At 59.2% G+C, this 22,328-nt stretch carries 17 protein-coding genes; 6 read left to right on the forward strand and 11 right to left on the reverse strand.

Going from position 1 to position 22,328, the window contains the following annotated elements; genetic code table 11:
* The first annotated feature begins 88 nt into the window (after nt 1-88).
* Nucleotides 89-676, forward strand: coding sequence for an FHA domain-containing protein (locus tag CYB_RS03425; RefSeq protein WP_011432365.1), 588 nt, complete (start codon nt 89-91; stop codon nt 674-676).
* Nucleotide 677: 1 nt separating this feature from the next.
* On the opposite strand, the gene CYB_RS03430 is transcribed toward CYB_RS03425, so the two are convergent.
* The gene (locus CYB_RS03430) at nt 678-2,144 is read right to left on the reverse strand and encodes a cation:proton antiporter (RefSeq protein WP_238376968.1); all 1,467 of its coding nucleotides are present in this window, start codon (nt 2,142-2,144) and stop codon (nt 678-680) included.
* Between the two features lie 313 nt (nt 2,145-2,457).
* Nucleotides 2,458-3,132: an aminoacyl-tRNA hydrolase gene (gene pth / locus CYB_RS03435; protein ID WP_011432367.1), complete on the reverse strand. Its 675-nt coding sequence runs from the start codon at nt 3,130-3,132 to the stop codon at nt 2,458-2,460.
* A 187-nt stretch (nt 3,133-3,319) separates the two neighbouring features.
* Between pth and CYB_RS03440 the strand changes: the two genes are divergently transcribed.
* Both CYB_RS03440 and CYB_RS03445 read left to right on the forward strand, forming a co-directional pair.
* Nucleotides 3,320-4,537 (forward strand): HD domain-containing phosphohydrolase, encoded by a 1,218-nt coding sequence (locus tag CYB_RS03440; protein WP_011432368.1) that lies wholly within the window; start codon nt 3,320-3,322, stop codon nt 4,535-4,537.
* A gap of 282 nt (nt 4,538-4,819) precedes the next feature.
* A complete protein-coding gene (locus tag CYB_RS03445; RefSeq protein ID WP_011432369.1) occupies nt 4,820-5,941 on the forward strand; it encodes a methyl-accepting chemotaxis protein in 1,122 nt (373 codons plus the stop codon).
* Nucleotides 5,942-5,993: 52 nt separating this feature from the next.
* On the opposite strand, the gene CYB_RS03450 is transcribed toward CYB_RS03445, so the two are convergent.
* Complete coding sequence (locus tag CYB_RS03450; protein WP_071818187.1) at nt 5,994-6,395, reverse strand: DUF4359 domain-containing protein; 402 nt, start codon at nt 6,393-6,395, stop codon at nt 5,994-5,996.
* A 322-nt stretch (nt 6,396-6,717) separates the two neighbouring features.
* On the opposite strand from CYB_RS03450, the gene prfB reads away from it, so the two are divergent.
* Nucleotides 6,718-7,849, forward strand: a protein-coding gene (prfB, locus tag CYB_RS03455) for a peptide chain release factor 2 (RefSeq protein WP_148202692.1) whose coding sequence is annotated in 2 segments (ribosomal slippage) — nt 6,718-6,789 and nt 6,791-7,849 — 1,131 coding nt in all. Because the reading frame shifts where the segments join, the coding sequence is not laid out codon by codon here.
* On the opposite strand, the gene CYB_RS03460 is transcribed toward prfB, so the two are convergent.
* The 4 genes from CYB_RS03460 to CYB_RS03475 form a co-directional block, all read right to left on the reverse strand.
* Nucleotides 7,846-8,910: an o-succinylbenzoate synthase gene (locus tag CYB_RS03460; protein WP_011432371.1), complete on the reverse strand. Its 1,065-nt coding sequence runs from the start codon at nt 8,908-8,910 to the stop codon at nt 7,846-7,848. The two genes, prfB and CYB_RS03460, sit on opposite strands and share 4 nt — an antisense overlap.
* 364 nt (nt 8,911-9,274) lie before the next feature.
* Nucleotides 9,275-10,564, reverse strand: a complete 1,290-nt coding sequence (locus CYB_RS03465) for a M16 family metallopeptidase (protein ID WP_011432372.1) — start codon at nt 10,562-10,564, stop codon at nt 9,275-9,277.
* A 60-nt stretch (nt 10,565-10,624) separates the two neighbouring features.
* A complete protein-coding gene (locus tag CYB_RS03470) occupies nt 10,625-11,929 on the reverse strand; it encodes a M16 family metallopeptidase (RefSeq protein WP_011432373.1) in 1,305 nt (434 codons plus the stop codon).
* A gap of 194 nt (nt 11,930-12,123) precedes the next feature.
* Nucleotides 12,124-13,338 (reverse strand): site-2 protease family protein, encoded by a 1,215-nt coding sequence (locus CYB_RS03475; protein WP_011432374.1) that lies wholly within the window; start codon nt 13,336-13,338, stop codon nt 12,124-12,126.
* Nucleotides 13,339-13,671: 333 nt separating this feature from the next.
* Between CYB_RS03475 and nrdJ the strand changes: the two genes are divergently transcribed.
* Both nrdJ and pheS read left to right on the forward strand, forming a co-directional pair.
* On the forward strand, nt 13,672-17,127 hold the full coding sequence (gene nrdJ, locus CYB_RS03480; RefSeq protein WP_083757632.1) for a ribonucleoside-triphosphate reductase, adenosylcobalamin-dependent: 3,456 nt from the start codon (nt 13,672-13,674) through the stop codon (nt 17,125-17,127).
* Between the two features lie 133 nt (nt 17,128-17,260).
* Nucleotides 17,261-18,262, forward strand: a complete 1,002-nt coding sequence (gene pheS, locus CYB_RS03485) for a phenylalanine--tRNA ligase subunit alpha (protein WP_011432376.1) — start codon at nt 17,261-17,263, stop codon at nt 18,260-18,262.
* Between the two features lie 67 nt (nt 18,263-18,329).
* Here the strand turns inward: pheS and CYB_RS03490 are convergent, their stop codons facing one another.
* The 4 genes from CYB_RS03490 to CYB_RS03505 all read right to left on the reverse strand — a co-directional run bounded on the left by CYB_RS03490 (nt 18,330) and on the right by CYB_RS03505 (nt 22,187).
* Entirely contained in the window at nt 18,330-18,626 is a 297-nt protein-coding gene (locus tag CYB_RS03490; RefSeq protein ID WP_011432377.1) for a PipX family protein, read from the reverse strand.
* Between the two features lie 191 nt (nt 18,627-18,817).
* The gene (locus CYB_RS03495) at nt 18,818-19,393 is read right to left on the reverse strand and encodes a TIGR04376 family protein (protein WP_011432378.1); all 576 of its coding nucleotides are present in this window, start codon (nt 19,391-19,393) and stop codon (nt 18,818-18,820) included.
* Nucleotides 19,394-19,589: 196 nt separating this feature from the next.
* Nucleotides 19,590-20,345, reverse strand: coding sequence for an ABC transporter ATP-binding protein (locus CYB_RS03500; RefSeq protein ID WP_011432379.1), 756 nt, complete (start codon nt 20,343-20,345; stop codon nt 19,590-19,592).
* A gap of 54 nt (nt 20,346-20,399) precedes the next feature.
* The gene (locus CYB_RS03505) at nt 20,400-22,187 is read right to left on the reverse strand and encodes an MBL fold metallo-hydrolase (RefSeq protein ID WP_011432380.1); all 1,788 of its coding nucleotides are present in this window, start codon (nt 22,185-22,187) and stop codon (nt 20,400-20,402) included.
* Nucleotides 22,188-22,328: the final 141 nt, after the last annotated feature.

Below are 22,328 nucleotides of genomic sequence, written 5' to 3' on the forward strand. Positions count from 1 at the left end.
TGAGGTGTGGCTTCCAGCCCGCTAACACGAAAGGGGCCTGCACTGCAACTTCGACGGTCAACCCAGCTCCCCCTCAAGGCCCCAGACCATGGCTACCGGCGCACAGTCTTCCCCCTCCCAACTCTGGCATGTGTTGGTGATCGATGATGAGCAGGGACGGCGGGCTGTGGCCCTCAGTGCTGCCACCTATTCCATCGGCAGGGATCCCAGCAATGCGATTGTCATCGATTCGGCGGCGGTTTCCCGGCAACACGCGCTGCTGCTGCGGCTACCCCACAAAGATGGCCAATATACCTACCGGCTGCTGGACGGCAATATCGAGGGCAAGCGCAGCACCAACGGCGTCTCGGTGAATGGGCAGAGATGTTTGAGCTGGGATCTCAAGGATGGGGATCAGATCCTGTTGGGGAATCAGGTGCGGATGCAGTACTGCATTCGCCAGTTGTCAGACGAAGATTTTCAGCGGTATCTCCAGTCTGTAAGCTTTCGCAGCGTGAAGGCGGAGGTGGTGGATCGACGCTCCACAACCATGCAGCGGTTTGATCCGCCCTCGATGCAGGCAATTTTGCCCCAAGAGGAGACGACGGAGAGAATTGACGTGAAGCCTCAACGCCGCAATCCGCTGCGGCTGCTGTTCCAGACCCTCTGGGGGCGTTTGAGGGGGAAGCTGAGATAACTTAACCCTCGGGGATGCCCACCCGTTCTGAGTCTGGGAGCGATGACGCGGTCTCGTCGGTGCTGTCTTTGCGGTCTTGCTCTGACGCTTCTGCCTGCAAGTCCAGGAGGGAGGGGGAGTTGGCTTCCCCAATCAACACTCCCCGCAGCCAGAGGGGAGCGACAAAGGTGGTGGCAATCACCATGACGATGATGCTGACATCGAGGGCATCGGAGAGAACCCCACTGGCGGCCCCCACACCGGCAAACACCAGGCCCACCTCACCCCGGGGAATCATGCCCACCCCGATGGCGTAGCGGTTGATGCCCGGCTTGCCAAAGGCCCCCAAGCCCGCTGCTAGCTTGCCCACAATGGCAACTCCGATCAAGAAGACGGCAATGATCAGCCCCTCTCGGTTGACGGGGAGGGTGGGGTTGAGTACGGCAAGGTTGGTTTTGGCCCCGACGCAGACGAAGAAGATGGGCACCAGTAGGTCGGAAATGGGCTTGATCTGTTCTTCCAGCTCTTGCCGTTTCTCGGTTTCGGCCAAGATCAGGCCAGCGGCAAAAGCGCCCAAAATCGCTTCTAGATGAATGATTTGCCCTACATAAGCCAGCAGAAAGGCCAGCACAAGGGCGGGCAGAAGGGGGTTACCTCGGGTCTTCAGGCTGTTGAGAAGGGCAACAAAGTAGGGGCTGAGAAGGCGCCCCAAAACAATGGAGCCGACCAAGAAGACGATGGCACTGAGGATGATGATGCCGATATCGGAAAGGTTGACTTCTCCGTTTTTGGCCAAGCCCGCCACCACGGCCAAGATGATGATGCCCAACACGTCATCCAAGACGGCGGCACCAATGATCACTTGCCCCTCTGGGGAGGTGAGTTTTTGCAGCTCGGCCAAGACGCGGGCGGTGATGCCGATGCTGGTTGCTGTGAGGGCAGCGCCGGCAAATATGGCGGGGATAACGGGCACATGAAACAGGTAGAGCAAGCCCAGGGTTCCGGCCAGGAAAGGCACAGCGACCCCGATGACGGCTACGGCTGCGGCTTGAGGGCCGACCCGCAACAGCTCGGCCAGATCCGACTCGAGGCCGATTTCAAACAAAAGGACGATCACCCCGATCTCGGAGAGGATGTCGATGATCTGGCTTTGGGAGGAGAACACCTGTACCAGGGATCCCTCGTCGAGTCCGGCAGTGGCTTGCAGAAATTGCATCAGTGCTGAGGATTGAGCCAAGGTGTGCAGCTCTTGGCCGGAAACTTGTCCTTCTGGGAAGACAAGCAACCCCAGAGCGGAGGTTCCCACCGTAACGCCCCCCAGCAATTCTCCCAGCACCGGCGGAAAGCCGAGGCGAACGGCGATTTCTCCGGCAATACGGCTGGCCAGATAGATGACCACCAGAGCCATCAGCACCGCCGCCAAGATCAGGGGTAAAAGATTGGCAGCCCCTTCCGGTTCAAGGGGGGCAGCGGCTTCAACAGCAAGCAACACTGAATCTAGGTTGTTCAACAGCAAGATCTCACCCTCAAATGATGAACAGCTTTTTGTCTCGGGCCGGCCCTGGTGGGAACGCTGCCGTTCCCATTCCTTTCGCCCTTCTGCTGGAAGACTGTTACAGAAGCTAACCTCCCTTGGGAACTGTTGGCAACGCCCAGGTAGGCACTCTTATACTCCAGATAATTTGATACTTATCTGGAGTATTGTCTCCACAGACGTTCCCATGAGCAGGACGAAGCCCTTATCACCCCGCTCCTGGAAAATCCCTCAGAGCCAACAACCCAGGTGGACGACGAGCTGCTCCTCAGGAGGAAGCCTCGCCATGGCCCGGTGCAGGGTTGGATCCATCCAAATCGGACGATGGCCCAGACAGATCCAGAGGATTAAAGCGGTTCATGGCTGTCCTCAGTCCCTCTTGCCAGCAGCACTCCACGGCCTCTACCGCCACATCCAACACCCGCTCCAGCACCTCTTGTTCTGCAGGGGCGAATCCACCCAACACATGCCCGACTACATCTTGGCTGCCCTTGGGTTTGCCCACCCCCAAACGCAGCCGTGGAAACGCCTCGCTCCCCAAGTGCTGAATGATGGACTTCATGCCGTTGTGCCCACCGGCAGAACCGGATCCCCGCAGGCGCAGACGACCCAGCGGCAGATCCATATCGTCGTACACCACCAGCACAGAGGCGAGATCTAACTTGTACCAATCCAGCACCGCCCGCACCGATTGGCCGGAACGGTTCATGTAGGTTTCCGGCTTGAGCAAGCGTCGCTTTCCTCCCAGGGCAAACCCTTCTCCGTAGCTACCTTGGAATCGCTTCTCCAAAACCAACGGGATCCCCCAGCGCTGCGCCAGCCGATCCACCACCATAAAGCCGCAATTGTGGCGAGTATTGGCGTATTGAGGGCCGGGATTGCCCAAGCCCACAACAAGCTGCAGGGAAATCTCATCTACCTCCTTGGGCTTGACCTGGGTCACAACGTTTCTCGCCTCCTCGAGCTAAAGTAAGGCATCGCTGCTTTGAGTGGTGTTGGCGTGTTTTCGGGCTGCTGATCGCCCCGGAGGTTCGGATACCCAGCCGGCGGCAGGAGAACTCTTGGGGGCGAATGACTCCGCCATTGTTTATTGTGAACGCTTAATGTGAACGCTTCTGACCAACCCTGCTATGAGCCTGCCCACCCCCTTCGGTCTTCACCCCAGCACAACCGAATTCGAGGCCTCGGATGCCCTGCGCCTCAGCCAGCGTCTGATTCAAGTGGGGATCGCCCTCTCCTCAGAAACAGATCTGGGGCGGCTGCTGGAGTTGATCGTTGCTCAAGCCCGAGAACTGACCCACTGTGATGGGGCCAGCCTCTTTGTCCGAGAGGGAGAAGAATTGCGGTTTTTCGTGGTCAACCGCCATGAGGAGCTGCGGGATCTGCGCCTGCCCCTCAGCCCTTCCAGCATTGTGGGCTATGTGGTGCTCACCGGGGAGAGCCTGAATCTGCCAGATGTCTACCACCTGCCCGCCGATCAGCCCTATGCTTTTAACCCACAGGTGGATCGGCAAACCGGCTATCGCACCCGCTCCTTGCTCACTGTGCCCATGCGGGATCCCTCAGGAAAGATCCTCGGCGCCCTACAACTGTTGAACCGCCTAAAGCCGGATCACCCCACCCCCCTAGCTCCTGACCAAGTGGCCGAGTGGAGCCAACCTTTTTCTGAGCTGGAAGTTAGCGTGGCAGAAGCCCTAGCCTCCCAGGCGGCGGTTGCCTATCAAAACGTCCAATTGCGGGAAGAACTCAAATCTGCCCACTTCGAGACCATCTTCTGTCTGTCTGTGGCCGCAGAATACCGAGATCAAGATACCTCTTTTCACCTGAAGCGGATGAGCAACTACTCCCGCATCATCGCCAAACAGTTGGGCCTCTCCAGCCATGAGCAAGAGCTGATCTTCTACGCCAGTCCCATGCACGATGTGGGCAAAATCGGGATCCCGGATGCCATCTTGCAAAAGCCGGGGCGTCTGACCCCAGAAGAGCGGCAGATCATGAACCGCCACCCTGAGATTGGTTATGAGATCCTCAGCAAGTCCGACTCCGAGCTGATGAAAAAGAGCGCCATCATCGCTCTGACCCACCACGAGAAGTTCGACGGCAGTGGGTATCCGCGCGGCCTCAAAGGAGAAGGGATCCCTCTAGAAGGGCGGATTGTGGCCTTAGCCGATGTATTCGATGCCTTGGCCAGCCGTCGCCCCTACAAAGAAGCCTGGGCTTTGAATGAGGTCTTTCAGTTTGTAGAGGACAACAGAGGCAGCCATTTCGATCCGCAAGTGGTGGCCGCCTTTAACCGAGGACGCAGCGAAATTCTGGAAATCTACCACCGCTATCAAGAAACCCGCTAAATCCAGCTCCAGATCAATCAGGGATCCAAGATACCAACCCAGAACATTCAGCTCCAAAGGGATCCGTCCCAGCAAACCGCAAAGAAGGGATCCCAGGCCATCCTTCCCGCACAATTCTGCAAAATCCTATGGGCAGGAGATGGGATCCCAGGGCAAACTGAAGGTGGTCGATTTTCTGCAGGAATCACCCCATCAAAGGCCGATCTAGAGCCGACTTTTTGTGTTGCTCTACACATTAGCATCCAACCCATCTGTACCCAACGTGTGCCGAGGATCCCTGTGATGGCTACCCTGACAAATCCACCCACTCCTACCCTATCGATCAACACCAAGCTGCGCGATTTGGCCTTGGTGGAGTTTCAGGTGAGCGAGTCCACCCCTTGTGAGAACGTGGTGCGCCGCCTAGAAGATGACAGCAGCCTTTCAGGAGTCATCGTGCTGGACGAGCGGTCACAGGTGCGGGGAATGTTGACCCGCCGCGCCATTCTGGAGTGGATGCTCAGCAAGCCCTACGGCCTGGATGTGTTTTTGAAGCGGCCCATCAGCTCCATGGTAGAGTTCCATAGCCGGGATTTTCTCTTGCTCCCCGGCGACTGCGATGTCATCCAAGCAGCCGACCGAGCTTTCCAACGGCCCGAAGAGACCATCTATGACCCCGTGGTGGTTCAACTGGGATCCCAGGACTACCGCCTTCTCGATGTGCCGGTGTTGTTGGTGGCCCAGGCCCAGGTGCATCTGGCCACCCAGCGCAAGCTACAGGAGCAGCAGGAAGAGATGATAAGGATCTTGGCAGAGCTGGAGCAGGAAAAAAACCGCAGCCTCCAGTATGCCCGGGATCTGGAGCGGCAAAAAGCCGAGATCCTCAACCAAAACCTGGCCTTAGATATGGAACGCCGGCGGGCCCAACAGCGCTCTGAGGAGCTGGCTCGCCTCAATGCCCGCATCATCGAGATTAGCTCGATCCTCTCGGAGAAGGGCAAATCCACCTTTGCCGCCACCTTTGCTGGGGTAGAAGCGGTGCGCACCCTCTTCCAGGAAATTGCCGACAACAACCAGGAGCTATCCCGCGAACTCAAGGAGATCAACACCATCGTGGATTTGATCGTGGAGGTGGCAGGATACATTCGCCTGCTCTCCTTTAACGCGGCTGTAGAGGCCAACCGCAGCGGTGGTGCCGGTGGCTTTGGAGCCATTGCCCAGGAGATCCGCAAATTGGCGGGACGAACCACCGAGGCCAGCAACCGCATTCGCGGCCTAGCAGAGCGTATCCAGCGCCAGAGCCAATCCACCCTGCAATCGGCCCAAAGCAGTGCTGAGGTGGTGCAATCCCTTTACCAGCAGGCCCAGTCGGCTCAGTTGGCCCTAGAGGAGCTGCAAACCCTGTTGGAACGAGCCCAAATCTAGCCTCCCTTTTGAGATTCTTCTGGATCCTGAGAGCCTGAGGTTGCCATGGTGGCTAGGGGGCAGCTTTCCCCTCTCGAATCTCATAAGTATAAAATTGCCCAGCCACGGCAAGGGTTTCAAAGTGGTAGGTGGGCAAGGAAATCCCCAGCGGGCCAAAGTTGAGCAACGACAAATCGGTGGTGTAGAGGCTGAAAAGGATAAAATTCTGCCGGCGGGTTTGGCGCATGAACAGAGCTTCTAGTTCGGGCTGGAGCTCTCGGACAAGGGCATGACATTCCTCAATCAAAGTGACCAAGAAAGACGGGATCTGAGCGCAGTATTCTCGCGTAGCGTAGGCGGCCAGTTGTTGCCCTGCATGGGTTCTGTACTCTTCTAAGGTGGGATTGGTGATGGCCAAAGCAGCCACTCCTCCCGCCAAAACCAGCCCGGAAAGCAAGGAAAAGACCTTTAGCATCGCAGCCTCCGAAACCAGATTTTCCATTCTGCTACAGGCTTGAGCCACCTCAACAGGGATCTTCCGGCAGAAGCCAAAGGGTTCTGTCCCGCTGACGCAATCGACCAAAGCCGACCCGTCGATCCCGTAGCCCTTTCGCCAGCCGCCTGCGCGGGATCAACAGCCAAACGCTCTACCCCGAAAGGACTCCTAGGAACCCGGTTCACCGGCGCTGCACGGCAACAGTGTTCCGGCAAGCCCGCAGAAGGGCTATATCCCTTGATTGAGTTGCCGGCCCACAGGTTAGGATGGGATCCGACGCGCAAACAGCTTGCTGCTCTCTATGGAACTTGCCGATCTAAGACGCACCCTAGAATCGCTCACCTTGCGCCTGAGCAACGCTCAGGACTATCTTTGACCTGCCCCACTTGGAGCAACAGATTGCCATCCTAGAGCAAGAAGCCTCGCAGCCGCAGTTTTGGAATGATGTAGAGGCAGCCCGCCGCCACCTGCAAAAGCTCAACAGCCTCAAGGCCTCCTGGGATCAGGTGCACCGCTGGAAGGATCGCCTGGAAGATGCCGCCAGCGCCCTTGAGCTGCTCCAAGAAGAGCCCGATCCGGAACTCTTAGCCGAGACAGCGGGATCCCTGGCAGCGGTGGAGCGGGAGTTGGGCCAGTGGGAGCTACAGCAACTGCTCTCCGGCCCCTACGACAAAAACGGTGCCATCCTCGCCATCACCGCCGGCGCAGGGGGAACCGACGCCCAGGACTGGGCGGAAATGCTCCTGAAAATGTACACCCGCTGGGCCGAAAACCAGGGCTACAAGGTCAGCCTCTCGGAATACTCCGAAGGTGCCGAAGCCGGCATCAAGTCCGCCACCCTGCTGATCGAAGGCCCCTACGCCTATGGTTATCTCTCTGCCGAGAAGGGTAACCACCGGATGGAGCGCATCAGCCCCTTCAACGCCAACGGCAAACGGCAAACCAGCTTCGCCGGCGTAGAGGTGATGCCGATCCTGGAAGAGGAAAGCGAGTATGAGCTGAAGATGGAAGATCTGGAGTTCGAGACCTCCCGCTCGGGTGGAGCAGGTGGCCAAAACGTGAACAAAGTGGAAACAGCGGTGCGGGTGATCCACAAGCCCACCGGCATTGCCGTGCGCTGCACCGAGGAGCGCTCCCAACTGCAAAACAAAGAGCGGGCCATCCAGATCTTGAAGGCCAAGCTGATCGAGATGGAAGAAGAAAAACGCAGACAAAAGCTGGCCGAGATTCGCGGCGAGATGGTGACTCAGGGCTTTGGGGGGCGTATTCGCACCTACACCTTCGATCCTTACAAGTTGATCAAGGATCACCGCACCAACGCCGAAACCTACAATGTCGAGGCCTTTATGAACGGCGAGCCGGAGGAGCTGATGCATTTTATCCAGGCCTATCTGCGGCAGGAATACGCCAAACAACAGGCCGCCGCAGTCTAGGGCCGGCTGTAGCGCTCCCACACCGCCTGCATGAGGGCAGCCCGCTCCTGGGCTGAGAGCTGGGTCAAGGTCAGGGGATCCCCTTCCTGGAAAAACTCCCCTACCCCCCATCCCACGGCCCGGGGAGAGGCGGTTTTGGCTTGCAGGGATCCCGCCCAGGCCAGTCCATGCCAAGCGCCGATGGCAGTCTCCAGCGCAGAAGAAAAAACCAGATCCAGGCCGGGATGTCGGCTGAGATACTCCCGCAGCGCGATGCAGGAGCCCACCAAAGATGGCTTCACCACCAGGATCCCTGTCCATCCTGAGCGATGGACGGCTTGCAACTGTTCCAAACAGGCCACCGATTCATCCAAAGCAATGGGGGTCTGGTACTGGCGGCTGAGCTCCACCAGATGGGAGTGCTGATCCGGCGGCAGAGGCTGCTCCAAAAACTCGATCTTGCCCGGCGAGTCCTGGTTAAGCCGATCACAAACCATCAGCCACCGGTGGGCCTCCGCAAGCGATAATCCCCCATTGGCATCCAAACGCAGACGGGATCCCGGCGGCAAGCGCTCCAGCCATTGCTCCAGCTTCTCCAACTCCTGCTGCATGGGATCCCTCCCCACCTTGAGCTTGTACACCGACCGCGTGAGTGGGACGGAGTCCTTGTAGGAGTCCTTGTAAGATTCCGGCGGCAGGGTCTCCCCCAAAAGTTCACAGAAAGAGAGTAGAGAGAGATCCTTGTTCAACCAATCGGGATCCCGACAGGCCAGCCAAGCGCCTTCCAACCCAAACCGGCAGGCCGGCAGTGCTTCTGGGATCCCCAAAATATACGCCTCCGACAAAAGAGGGGGCAGCTGCCGACAAAACGCCAGAGCCTGCTCCAGGGTTTCGCTGCCAAACCAAGGGATGGGAGCAATTTCCCCATATCCCTGACAGCCTGTCTCCCGATCTGTAAGTCGGATCAGGATCCCTTCGCGCACGGACCACAGTCCGTGGTGGGTACGCAGGGGCCGCCGAAAGGGACGCCAGTAGGAGCAAAACGCAAAGGAAAACCGCTTTTCCAGCCGCCCAAGCGGCACGGATCCCTCTTTTTGGGTATCCCCTGCAGATGATCTGCTGTGCCTACCAGCCACAAAAAGCTCAAGCAAGATAAAGAAAGGAAAAACGCCAGTTTTCTCAGAGGGCTGCTATTCAGAAACGATCCCCATCGTTTTCTTGGACATCTCGAGATTGACCCACAATCGTGACCTCAATCCAGAGTTATGGTTACTTCAGGCCAGGGTGAGACACATGGGCTCCTAAAAAAAGCTTTCCGGCACTGCGCATTCAACATTTTCAACATTTTTTATTTAGGTGTTTTATTGAGGTGTGGGCGCAATGTCCCCGTTTGAATCGAAATGGCCATGTTTGCCAGATCTTAGTTTTCCTCATGGTTTGCTCAGCTTAAAACACCAGCTCAACCTCTGCCAAGGCGGCTTCCGGCCCCACCAGAGCAATGGCCGGGGGGGTCAGGTAGGTCTTTGCGGCTTGGTGGAGCTGCTCTGGGGTGAGCTGCCTGACCCCCTGCAAATACTGCCGGTCAAACTCCATGCCCAAGCCCAAAATCTCGTACCAGCCCGCCAGTTGAGCCACCTGGGCATTGGTTTGTTTGCTGAGGGCATACTGGCCCAGAAGTTTGCGCTGCGCCATTTCCACCTCTGCCAGGTCGAGCGGATTGGCCTGCAGACGGTGGATTTCTGCTTGTAGGCGTTCCAGAGCCACCTGGGTGTTCTCTGCTGCAGTGCCCATGTAAACCCCAAAAGGGGCGGGATCCCGGCGGGTGGCAAAAAAAGCCGAGACCTCATAGGCCAGGCCACAGCGCTCCCGCAGTTCCACAAACAGACGGCTGGATAGACCGCTGCCCAAGTAGGTGGCCAACAGTTTCAGGGCCGGATAATCCGCAGAAGCAGCAGGGGATCCGCGAAACCCAATCAAGATTGTTGTCTGCTGAGTGGGCTGGGGCAACCTCAGCAGTTGGGGATCCCTCAGAGGGGGCAGGGGAACATCCCGATCCTCTGGAGAGGGGCCGGGAACAACCCAGTCTCCCAAAGCCGCTTCCACCTGGGCAGCCATCTGCTCCGGCGGCTCTGGGCCGATCACCACCATCACCATTCCATTGGGACGACAGTAGGCCGCGTGATAGGCTACCAAATCCTCGCGGGTCAGGGATCCCACCGTTTCCAGCCGTCCCAACCCCGGCAGAGCGTAGGGATGATCCCCATAGAGGGCTTGTTGCACCTGCTCGAAAGCCAAGCTGAAGGGCCGTTCCTGTTGGGCGCGGATGGCCTGCAGCATCAACCCCTGCTCTCGCGCCACCTCCTCTTCAGGAAAACTGGGATCCCGCAGCGTCTCCGCAAGCAAATCCAGCAACTCCGGGAAATCGGCAGCCACACAGCGCAGGCTCACCTCGAAATAGTCGGCAGAACTGTCCACCGATAGCGAGGCTCCCAGCGATTCCACCGCAGCAGCAATGGCCTGGGAGTTGCGCCGATGCGTGCCTTTGGTGAGGACAGCCGCCATCAAGTGGCTCACCCCCGCCTGTTGCGGCCGCTCTGCCCGGCTACCACCGCGGAAAAAACAGTGGGCAGCCAAGATCTCCACCGTTGGGTTCTGGCCCAGCAACAGCGTGATGCCATTGGCCAAAAGGACGCGCTGTAAACGGCCACGTTGGGTGGCAAGCAGAGCAGAGTTCATGCAGGCAAGGGATCCCGTCCAAAATCCGAAAATCAAGAGTCCGGAGCGCCAAGGCGGCGCTTAACGGCAAGCCAGTTGCAGCTCCGAAGCCGCCGCTGTACCCAGGGCAGTCGGCTTGAGAACGGTGACCACATAGGCCTCCAAAGACAAGTACTGCTGGGCCAATTCCCGGATCTGAGCCGGGGTAAAAGATTGCACCAGCTCCAGGTACTCTTGAATGCGTTGCACCCCGCCCAACGTCTCGTAGTAGCCATAGATGCCCGCCAATTGGCTGGGGGACTCGGCGGAGAACAGGAACTCATGGGTGAGCATACGCCGGGTGCGATCCAACTCCGCTTGGCCGATGCCATCCTGCTGCAGCTTTTCAATCTCGTGCAGGATCGTCGCCTCCACCCGCGCCACATCCTTCGGCTCCAGCTGAGCGCCGATACAAAACAGTCCCCCCTCCTTCAACACCAGCGAAGAACAGCCAATGGCCCTCACCCAGCCCCGCTGTTCCCGCAGCAGATGCACCAGCCGCGAAGTACGGCCATCTCCCAGCAGAGAAGCCAACATCTCCAGGCCACAGGCTTGCTGCCAATCGTCAATGCCAACGGTAGGCCAGGCCAATTTCAGACGGGCTTGCTCCAAGCGGGCATGGTCGCTCTCCCGGCGCAGGATCCCTTGGGGACGAGGCTGGGGCGGGATGGGGGGGCTGGCCGGTGCTGGCCCGGCGGCAGAGCTGCCAAACTGCTCCTCCACCAAGGCCAACGCCCGCTCGGGATCGATGCCACCCGTCACCACCACCGTCATGGATTCAGGCCGATACCAAGCGCGGTGGTAAGCGCGCATCACCTCAGGGGTCAGTTGCATCAAGCTTTCCGGTGTGCCCAACACCGGTCGTCCATAGGGATGCTCCCCATAGGCAGTCTGCATCAAAAGCTGATAGGCCGTGTAATCAGGGTTGTCGGCGGCGCGGCGAATTTCCTCCAGAACCACCTGCCGCTCCCGCTCAAACTCTGGATCCGGGATCCCGGCCCGCAAAACCACCTCTGCCAAGTAGGGCAAGGTATCCGCTAGGTCAGCAGCAGCCACCGTAATGTAGTAATGGGTGTAGTCTTGGCCGGTGGCAGCATTGGTAACTCCGCCCCGTCCTTCCACGGCCCAATCCAGCTCACCAGGGGCCAGCCGCTCGCTGCCCTTAAACACCATGTGTTCCAAAAAATGGGATAGGCCCAGCCACTCCGGCGGCTCATGGCGTCCACCTGTCCGTACCCAGACGTCAACGGTTACAGAATCGGCAATTGGGATGGGATGAACGATAACGCCTAGCCCGTTGCTCAGTCGGTGGGTGTAGGCGGGCAAGAGACGAGGAAAGCGGTTCAAAATTCTTAATTGATGGAGAACAGTCTTAATTGTAGATGGAGAGGGTCTCCCGGAAATAGTATCTGAGACTACTTTTCTTGGTCTTCTCTCCCCGGCTTGCGGAGGCAAAACGCTCCGCCCCTTTTGGGGAACCTTTTGTGGAAGAGGAAGAACCTAGGCGCCTTGGGCCGCCCCCTGTCCACCCATCTCCCCAACTAAGGCTCTTGATGGAAATCCGGGGATCCCTGCCAAGCCAGACTGGGGGATCCCTCTCCGGCCAGATTGTCCTCCACCTGAAATCCAGGGGGCCATTCTTCGCTATCGCGCACCCGCTGCACCACCTCTTGGGGCAGCACGACCCCCAACTGCCGGGCAGCCATGGCCACCACATCCCCCCGGTCGATCAAGCCAGCAATGGCGCCGGTGGGCGTGAAAACCAAAATGCGGCGGGGTTCCGCCTGGCGCATCATCTGAATCACCTGGGGAATGGGGGTCTCTTCTCGTACCCCCTGCAGTTGCTCCATCGGCTTGAGAATAGCCTTGAGGGTGAGGCGATCCCACTGGCTGCGCTCGATGTCGTTGAGCAGTTCTGGCCTGACCAACCCGCGATAACGGCCATCTTCCTCGGCAAAATAAACCTCCGCTGGCTGAGTTGGAGCTTCCGGCCTGAGAGAAGAAGGCACCAGATAGCGATCCACAAACTCCCGCAGGCTCATGTTCGCGTCCAAAACCCGAAACTGGCGGGTCATCACATCTGCAGCTTTCAGGCGGGCCAGCACCTGCTGCAGTTGCGCGTACTGGCTGTAGCGGCGGGCGGTGTTCAAAATAAACAGGCCGATCAACCCCACCCAGAGGCCGTTGAGGCTCCCCCAAAATACCACCAGCAGACCTAGCCCCACCAAACCCCAGCCCACCCCCTGGCCGGCTCGGGCCGCCCACAGCATACCCTTTTGCCGATCCCCTGTCCAACCCCAGATGGCCGCCTTGAGCATTTGCCCCCCATCCAGAGGCAAGCCCGGCAGCAGGTTAAACAGGGCAATCGTCAGGTTGATGGCAGCCAAGCTGGCAAGGGTTGAGGCCAGCATCGACTCCGGCACAGCCCAAGCCCGGGCCACGCTGAAGAAAACAAACAGACCCAAGCTGAGGAGAGGGCCTGCCACCGCCACGCAAAAAGCCCCAAGGGGGCGGGGAACTTCCCGCTCAATCGCCGCCATACCCCCAAAAATAAACAGGGTGATGGAGTTAACCCGTACTCCATAGGCGCGGGCCACCAAGCTGTGGGCCAACTCATGGGCCAGCAGAGAAAGAAACAACCCCATCGCCGTCAACACCCCGTAGGAGAGCACCAGCAGGAGGGCCGCCGGGAACCAGGTGTAGTCGATGAAAAAGGGGATCCCCCACAAGCTACCGATGCGCAGGCGACTGGTCATGACGATACAACTCCTTACACAGCTCTCACTGGGGAGAAGGCCCAGGAAGGTGCTGTTGAAGACGACAAGCAGCCCCTTAACTTGGGATCCCTCTCCTCCACTGTAGCCCTTCTGCCGGGCCTTCCGTTCCCTTGCGGCTCCCCCGGCAGACAGCGGGCCTGCCCTATCCCTAGAGGCTCTTAAAGATCTTCTCAGAGCACAACACTACCTACAACACCAGACCCCCGAAGATTGTGATAACGTGGTTGGGCATTGGGTCGGCGGGGCCAACCAGCACTCAAAAGTTGGAACGACCGAGCTTTAGCAGGGGAGCTTTGCAGGAGGGGTGTGGCTATGGTGTGGACTTCGTCCCACTCAGGCGAACAGAGCGAAGAAGTGCAGGGACTTGATCCCGCTGAAACGACGGGATCCCTGCCTCTGGGCGAGTTTCCGGCCACAGCCCCGGCGGCCAGCCCGGTGTTCTACCGCACCTACAGCCGTCGCCGCCCAGATGGCAGCCGCGAGACTTGGAGTGAGGTTTGCGATCGCACCTTGGCCGATATTGCCCGGTTGGGGCGCTTCACCCCTCAGGAGCGGCAGTTGGTAGAACGTCTGCAGCGGCAGTTGAAGGCGTTGATCTCCGGTCGAGCCTTGTGGGTGATGGGCACCGACTGGATCCAGAAGCCGGAAAACTTCTCCGGTGCCTACAACTGCACCAGTTTGGCGGTGGTGGACTGGCGGGCCTTTGGCCTGATGATGGATCTGGCCATGATGGGCTGCGGCACGGGAGCGGTGCTGGAACCCCAGTTCATCCGCCAGTTGCCCCCCATTGTCAACCGCCTGCGGGTTCACGTGAAGGGATCCATCGGCGCCACCCCTCCCGAAGAGCGGCAGGAACACACCCGCATCCACCGGCAGGGATCCCAGGTGCACATCCAGGTGGGGGACAGCCGCCGCGGCTGGGTGGAGTCCTACCAAGCGCTGCTGGAGCTGGCGTCGGATCCCAGCTTTGGGGGCCAAGTGGAAGTGACAGTGGACTTGAGCGATGTCCGCCCGGCTGGGGAGCGGCTGAAAGGGTTTGGGGGCGTGGCCAACCCCATTAAGCTGCCCGGCTTGTACGAGCGCTGTGCCGCCATCCTCAACAGGGCAGTAGGGCGGCAGTTGAACTCCGTGGAATGCTGCCTGCTCATCGACGAGGCGGCGGTGGTGGTGGTGGCGGGAAACATTCGTCGTAGCGCTGGCATTCGTCAGTTTGCTGCCGACGACCAGCTGGGATCCACCGCCAAAGACAACCTCTGGCAGCAGGACGAAAACGGCAACTGGAGAATTGATCCCGAGCGAGATGCCCTGCGCATGGCCAACCACACGCGGGTGTTTCACCGCAAGCCGACGCGGGAAGAATGTGTTGAGGCCGTGCGGAAGCAGTTTTACTCCGGTGAGGGCGCCATCCAGTGGGCCGGGGAAGCCGTAGCACGGGCCAATTGCGACCTTATCCCACCCGACCTAAAACCCGACTTTCTCAAAGCCTATGAGGCAGGAACGGCCCGAGAATGGCTAAAGGGACGGGATCCCTCCCTAGGGGAAGAGGAGCTTCAGGATCGCCTGTGGCGCTATGGGCTGAATCCCTGCGTGACAGCCGATACCTGGGTGCACACGGGCGATGGGCCGCGCCAGGTGAGAGACCTGATTGGGAAGCAGCACAGCACCTATGTCAATGGAGAACTATTCAGTACCACACCGGAGGGGTTCTTCTACTCCGGTACCAAGCCTGTGCTGAAGCTTTTGACCAAGGAAGGGTTCTCTCTGCGGCTGACAGGCAACCATCGGGTTCTCAAAGTCACCGCTCAAACCCAAAAGGCACAATACACCGAGTGGGTACCGGCAGAAAGCCTACAACCGGGCGACCGCATCCTGCTGCACAACCATCGCGATCTCACCTCGTGGGATGGGGCGGGTACCTGGGAAGAAGGCTGGCTTTTGGGGAATTTGCTGGGTGACGGTGGCCTTACGGCAACCCCGTGGAACGACACGGCTTTATTACGCTATTGGCAAGATACCCAAGCCGAAATGAGCCAGTATGCGATTCAGCTTTTGCAAACGGCAGTGGGTTACGAGCCCCGCCAGCCAGAGGCATATCACTATGCGCAGCTTGGGTTGCGGGTTATCGGCTCCAGGGGGTTGGCAAAACTGGCGGCCCAGTTCGGCATGAGGCCCGGACAAAAGCAGATGACAGAGGCGCTCGAAGCCACCAGCTTCCAGTTTCATCGAGGCTTCTTGTGCGGGCTCTTTGATGCGGATGGCAGCGTGCAAGGTAATCAGGAGAAAGGGGTTAGCGTGCGGCTCTCTCAAAGCCATCTGGGTACCCTCAAAGCGGTTCAGCGCATGCTGGCGCGGCTGGGCATCATTGCAGTTTTGTATGAGAATCGCCGTCCTGCTGGATATCGCCTGCTGCCGAACAGTGCTCGCCAACCTGCACCATACGCTTGCAAAGCCCAGCACGAATTGGTTATTGCCAACGACAACTTGCATCTGTTCCAGGAATGGGTCGGCTTTCGGGAACCGCACAAAGCCCAAAAGCTAGAGGCACTGCTGAATGGCTACAAGCGCCAGCTCAACCGAGAGCGGTTTGCTGTGACGGTTGCTGCCCTTGAGGCAGACGGGGTAGAGCCGGTGTATGACTGTACTGTCCCCGGCCCAGCGTGCTTTGATGCCAATGGGTTTGTTGTCCACAACTGTGGCGAGATTATTGGCCACACATTCCATTGCAACTTGGCCGAGATCCACCTCAACCGTTTGGATCCCCACAACCGGCAAGAGCAAGAGGAAGCCTTCACGGCGGGAGCCCTCACGGTGGCAGCCCTACTCCACCACCGCTTTGTGGAACCCCGCTTTCAGCGCTCGCGGGAATGGGATCCCATCGTCGGCGTCTCGTTCACAGGCCTGTTCGACTTTTGCGTCAAAGCCTTTGGGGTTGAATGGCTGCGCTGGTGGCAGGAAGGGAGACCCGATACCCCCATCGGGAAGGAATTCAAGCAGCAGGAGCGGGAATACCTCAGCCGCTGGAAGGAGATCGTCCACCGCGTGGTCTGGGACTACTGCGACCGCCACAGCCTGCGCCGCCCCAACCGCTGCACCACGGTTCAGCCCGCCGGCACCAAGTCGCTGCTCACCAACGCCTCTCCCGGCTGGCACCCGCCCAAAGCCCAACGCTACATCCGCCGCATCACCTTTGCCAAAAATGACCCGGTGGCGCTGGCCTGTCTGGACTATGGCTACTCGGTGGTACCTGCTCAGGCGGACAAAGATGAAAACGGGAACTTGCTCAACGACCCCTTTGATCCCCGCTGTACCGAATGGCTGGTGGAACTGCCTGTGGAAGTAGAATGGGCCAACCTGCCCGGTGCTGGCCAGATCGAGATCGAGCAATTCTCGGCCCTGGCCCAGTTTGACTTCTATATGCAGGTTCAGAAGTACTACACCACCCACAACACCTCCGCCACCATCGAGCTGCGGGAGGACGAGGTGGAAGCTCTGGGATCCCGTATCTACGAAGCCATCCGCGACGACGAGGGCTACATCAGCGCAGCGCTGCTGGCCCGCTTCGATGCCCCCTTCCCCCGCCTGCCTTTTGAGAAAATCGACAAGCCCACCTACGAACGACTGGTGGCCGAGGTCAAAAAGAGACGGCGGACAGATAACTTCTTCGCGGCCCTGGCCCGCTACGGCCGCAACTTTACCTTGGCAGCAGAGGGACCGGCAGGGTGTGACGCTCTGGGGTGTCTGTTGCCAGATTCGGCGCCTCAGAGCTAGTTCCCCAAAAGGGTTCCCCCTGCTGCCGACCAACCCCATCGGATGCAAAGGCGCGACCGAGCTCCCTCCTGTGATACCTTTGTAGGGATTCCTTACAACCCCAGGGATCCCTTCTGCCCTTGGAATCGGCCCCATGCAAGACGAAAAAGACACGCTTCGCCAACAGCTTCTCACCCTGCAAAGCGAGGCCCTCGCCCAAGTGGAACAAGCTGACGGTCTGGAGGCTCTGGAACAGATCCGCATCGACTACCTGGGCAAGAAAGGTAAGCTCTCCAAAATCTTGGGGGGAATGGGGAAGCTGCCCCCAGAAGAACGGCCTGCCATTGGCGCTTTGGCCAACACCTTTAAAGAGGCCCTCCAATCCAGTCTGGAGCAGCGCAAACAGGCCCTTGGTGAAGCTCAACTGCTGGCCCGCCTAGAAGCAGAGCGCCTGGATGTCACTATGCCCGGGCCCCGTCGGCCTCTGGGGCGGATCCATCCGCTGCAGGCCACCATCGACCGCATGCTCGATATCTTTGTGGGAATGGGCTACACCGTGGTGCATGGGCCTGAGCTCGAGACGGAGTACTACAACTTCGAGGCCCTCAACACCCCTGCCGACCATCCGGCGCGGGATATGCAGGATACCCTCTACCTGGCCAATGGCTACCTGATGCGTACCCAAACCTCCTCGGTGCAGGTGCGCTACATGGAGCAACACCAGCCGCCGCTGCGCATTGTGCATGCCGGTCGGGTGATGCGCCGCGATACCGTGGATGCCACCCACTCCGCTGTGTTTCACCAGATGGAAATTTTGGCGGTGGGCGAGAACCTCACCTTTTCCGACCTGAAGGGCACCCTCAACACGTTCATCACCCGCCTATTGGGCAAGCGAGAAACCCGCTTTCGGCCCAGCTATTTTCCCTTTACCGAGCCTTCTGCTGAGATGGACGTGCGCTTTGGCTCGAAATGGCTGGAAATCTTCGGCTGCGGCATGGTGGATCCCAATGTATTTCAAGCGGTGGGCTACGACCCGGAGCGCTACACCGGATTTGCGGCAGGGATCGGCATTGAGCGGATGGCCATGCTCCTCCACGGCATTCAGGATATCCGCCTGTTTTATACCAGCGACCTGCGCTTTCTGTCTCAGTTTTAGGTGGCTATCTTATCTGAGGAACAAAACCCTCGTCCTGAGCCCTGCAAGACCTTCAGAAAACCCTCTTTCAGGAAAAGGTTTGCTTGTAGATCAACTGCAATTGTTCTAGCTCATCTTGGCGGGCAGCACGGCGCAGCAGGCGCATTTGCTCTTCGATGAGCTGGCGAGCCTCATTACGGCTAATCGGATCGAAGACCAACTCCTCCATGGCAGCAGGATCCCCGCTGTTATCCGGCGGCCTGAAGTAAACCCGAAAAAAGAGCCTTTGGGCGTAGAGAGTGGTGAAGAGAGCCTGATTTTCGTCGACCTGACACAGGCTGTAGAGCAGACCAAATGTGGGGTGATTCAGATACAACTCATTCATGCCCAATAGCGTATCACTCTTGGGGGAGAGGAGAGACTTTTCTTCCCGGTCGGTGCCAGAGAAAGTTCTGGAAATGATGTGGCTATGGCTCTTGAGACCAAGGGCTTAAATCACAAGTTCCGCCCAGCTCGATTTTGGCTGTTGCGACTGGATTCAACATTAGCAAACTAACAAGATTTTGGGTCAGGCTGTTACCGCCGCTGCTGTTCCCGCACCTTCCTCTTCGTGTCATTCAATTCGTTTTCCACCTCTAGCTGACGAAATTGCTCTTCCAATTCATCCCAAGCCTCGAAAGGTTTTCCCCAAGGGCTGAAATTCCGGTCCGGGTTGTCGATGCCTTTGGCTTGCGCGGCTCTTACCTCCTGCAGCTTAGCCTTCACTTCTTGGCGGCGCTGGCGAATTTGCGGCAGCAGCGCTTCCATTTGTTGGATTTTCTCCTTTTGGGCCTTCATTTGACTCCATAGCTGGCTGCCCCTCTCCAACAGCTCAGCTTCCCGGCGTCGCGCTCCTTCGGCTAGATCGGGGCGATTGGCCCGCTGCGCCTTCTCAATGCGAAAGTGCCAGGTTTTGATCTCCTCAGCCAAGTTGAGAATGCTTTTTTGGAGAGCTTCCTCTTGGGCGCGGCTTTCCTGCAACAACCGCAGGGTATCGGATTCCTGCTGGCGCAACTGCTCATCGAGGGCTTGCAGCTCGATCTCAGGGTGGGCCCTGAGAAATTCTTCCAGGCGGGTTTCCAAAAACCGGATGATATCTTCGATCAGTTTCATGGACGGATCCTCTTCCCAAGCCCTCAGTTGCGTTTAGAGTAGCCCAAGCTGGGCCATCCTAGATAGGGTTATCCCATGCCCGTTTAAGACATTCCCTTCGACCTTCACCCAAAGTGAGGCCAGGGATCCATCCGGCACGCCAGTTCACCGCAACTGGGAACTCTCCTGAACCCAACTGCCCCCAGGCGGATCCCTCTCAATCCAGCAAACGGCCATCCCCAACCCGGATAATGCGCTGGGCGGCCTGGGCTACTTCAAGGTCATGGGTGACCACGACCAGGGTGATGCCCTGCCGGTGGAGCTCCGCAAAAAGGTTCAGCACTTCCTGGCCGGTATGGCTATCCAGAGCCCCAGTCGGCTCATCAGCCAGCAACAGTTGGGGTCGGTTGACAATGGCACGAGCAATCGCCACCCGCTGCTGCTGGCCGCCGGAGAGTTGGGCCGGACGTTGCTGCAGTTTGCTCCCCAAGCCCACTTGTTCTAGGGCTTGCTTGGCCCGCCGGCGTTGCTCCGGCTCCGGGATCCCAGCATAGGCCAAGGGCAGCATGACGTTCTCCAGCGCTGTCAGGACGGGCAGGAGATGGAACTGCTGGAAGACAAAGCCGATTTTTTGGTTGCGAATGTGGGCCAAATCGCGATCGGTCAGGGTGGAAACTTCCACCCCATCCAGCCAGTAGCGCCCTGAGCTGGGCCGATCCAAGCAGCCGATGAGGTTCATCAGGGTGGATTTGCCGGATCCAGAGGGCCCCATAATGGCGCAATACTCTCCCGGCTGGATCGCCAAGTCGATATCGTAGAGGGCCTGAAAACTGCCCTCCGGCAGTGGATAGACTTTGTTCACCCCAACCATCTGCACTACGGGCGGGCTGGCCGCAGCCAAGGCCTCGGCTGGGCGCTCCAGGGATCCGACCGGCCCACGGCGATGATTTGCCCAGGAATCTTGCTCAAGCATGGTTGGCACCGCGACTTGCCCCATTCTAGCCTTTGGGCTTCCCTGGCTTGACGGCTAACCGGAAGAGCGGATCTCCTGCGGCTGATGGTAGGGGCAGCTCCCCTGGGGATCCACCCTGAGGCGGTAGAGGGGAGAGCGTTCCTGATCGCAGCGAAAGGCTTGGGCTTGGGAAGTCAAGATCTGGCGGGCAAAGCGACAATTTTGGCACTTTTTGCCACCGTGATGACTGGATACAGAAGGCTGTTTTGGACGCGGCACGATCCCTGCTGGAGAGGGAGCAGCCTCTGCCGGGCGGATCAGCTCCCGTGGAGAAAGGCCGCGCAGCACCAGTTCGGATCCCTGCCAGCGGGCTTCCACCAGGCCGGTATCGGCCCAGGCCAGCCAACGGGGATCCTGGGTGATCTGGGGCGGCAGACGCACCTGTACCCCCGCCAAAGTCCGCGGCGACCCCTGCTCCTGCCAAACTTCTTCCACCTCCCCCTCATAGCGCAAAGGGGGATCCCTGATCTCGGCGGGGGAACCGGCCTTCAGCTCCGCGAGCCTAACTGGGGTTTGTAGGTGCCCATCGGGCAACTCCAGCCAATGCCCAGGCTGAGGGCAGTGGACATGGTAGCGATTGCACAGCTCCGGCAGATCCGCCAGATCCTGAGCCTGCTTGGGGTCGGCGTGAACCAAGACCAAATGCTGGGGGCGAAAGGTGTGGATGATCTGGGTGAGATGCCCGACATCGTTGTGGCTGTGCCAGGTTATCCATTCAACGGCAATGCGGGAGCGCAGCGGCGCCGGCCAACGCTCAAACGGGGTAGCCAGTTCCACCTCTGGCAGCCGCACCAGCAGACAGGAGCGCTGCGGTTGGGCCAGCAATCTCGACCAGATGGGATCCCAAGCCTCAGGCCCGGCATCGGCGTCGCACAGCAGCAAGCCTTGGGGCAGAGGATCCGCTTCGGTAAGGGGCTGAACCCGCGGCTGCAGGCGGTCTTCCCAGAACAAGGGCTGGTAGGTGGCGAAATTGCGCACCGGCTCCGGCAGGTAGGTGAGCAAGCGCTCGTAGAGATTGCAGCCTGCCGCCAGCCCCGGCGCCACCCATATCTTGAGCTCTTGGGGGGCTTGGGTAAAGCGGTGGTGGGCTTTGAGGAGAAAGATCAGCTCCTGCCCCAACCCCAACACTGGCAGGGGAAACAGCACCGTTTGCCCCGCTTCCAAGGCGCTGAGCAACCGCTCCACCAGGCGATTTTCCAGGTGACGACGGGGTGGATGGCGGGTGGATCCCAGCGAAGCCTCGATGAGCAACACGTCCGGCTGCCAGTGGCGCAAAGCAATGAGATCCAAGCCGGGGGCAAAGCGAGTTGAGGCCAGGGAACAGTCGCCCGTGTACACGCAGGCTTGGGCCGGAGTGGTTTGGGTATTTTGCAGCAGGGTTGCCGCCGCTCCCGGCAGATGCCCAGCCGCAAAGAAAGTGAGCATCAGATGGGGCAAAATCTCTCGCGCCCGGCCCAAAGGCAGCGCCCGAAAGGGGGGAAAGCGAATGTCCCGGTCGTAGCCTGGCCAAACGCCACACTCCCACAGACCAGCGGCCAAATGAGCAGTCACCGGCGTGGCGTAGAGAGGTACCTGAGGGTAACGACGATGAAAAGCAGGTAGCCCTTGCACATGGTCAAAGTGAGCATGGCTGCAGATTACCGCATCCGGGATCCCTGGCAGAGCCTTAAAGAGGGCAGGAGCGGGCAACCCGCAATCGAGAAGCAAACGGTGGGATCCAATCTCCAGCCAATAGGCACAGCCCTGTTGACGGGGATCCGTACCCAGGGGGAGCAGTCGAAGGGGGGGTCTCTCTGACTCCACAGGTGTGTCGTTCTGAACCTAGAAGACCGCGTTCAATCCTGCAAACAGGAGGGGCGACTTGGCCAGGGATCCCCCCTCTCCACCGGTACACCTCCCCGGAGAGTTGGAGACAACCTGTGCCGATCCACTTATCCTACACTT

This window comes from Synechococcus sp. JA-2-3B'a(2-13), from assembly GCF_000013225.1.
Classification (GTDB): domain Bacteria; phylum Cyanobacteriota; class Cyanobacteriia; order Thermostichales; family Thermostichaceae; genus Thermostichus.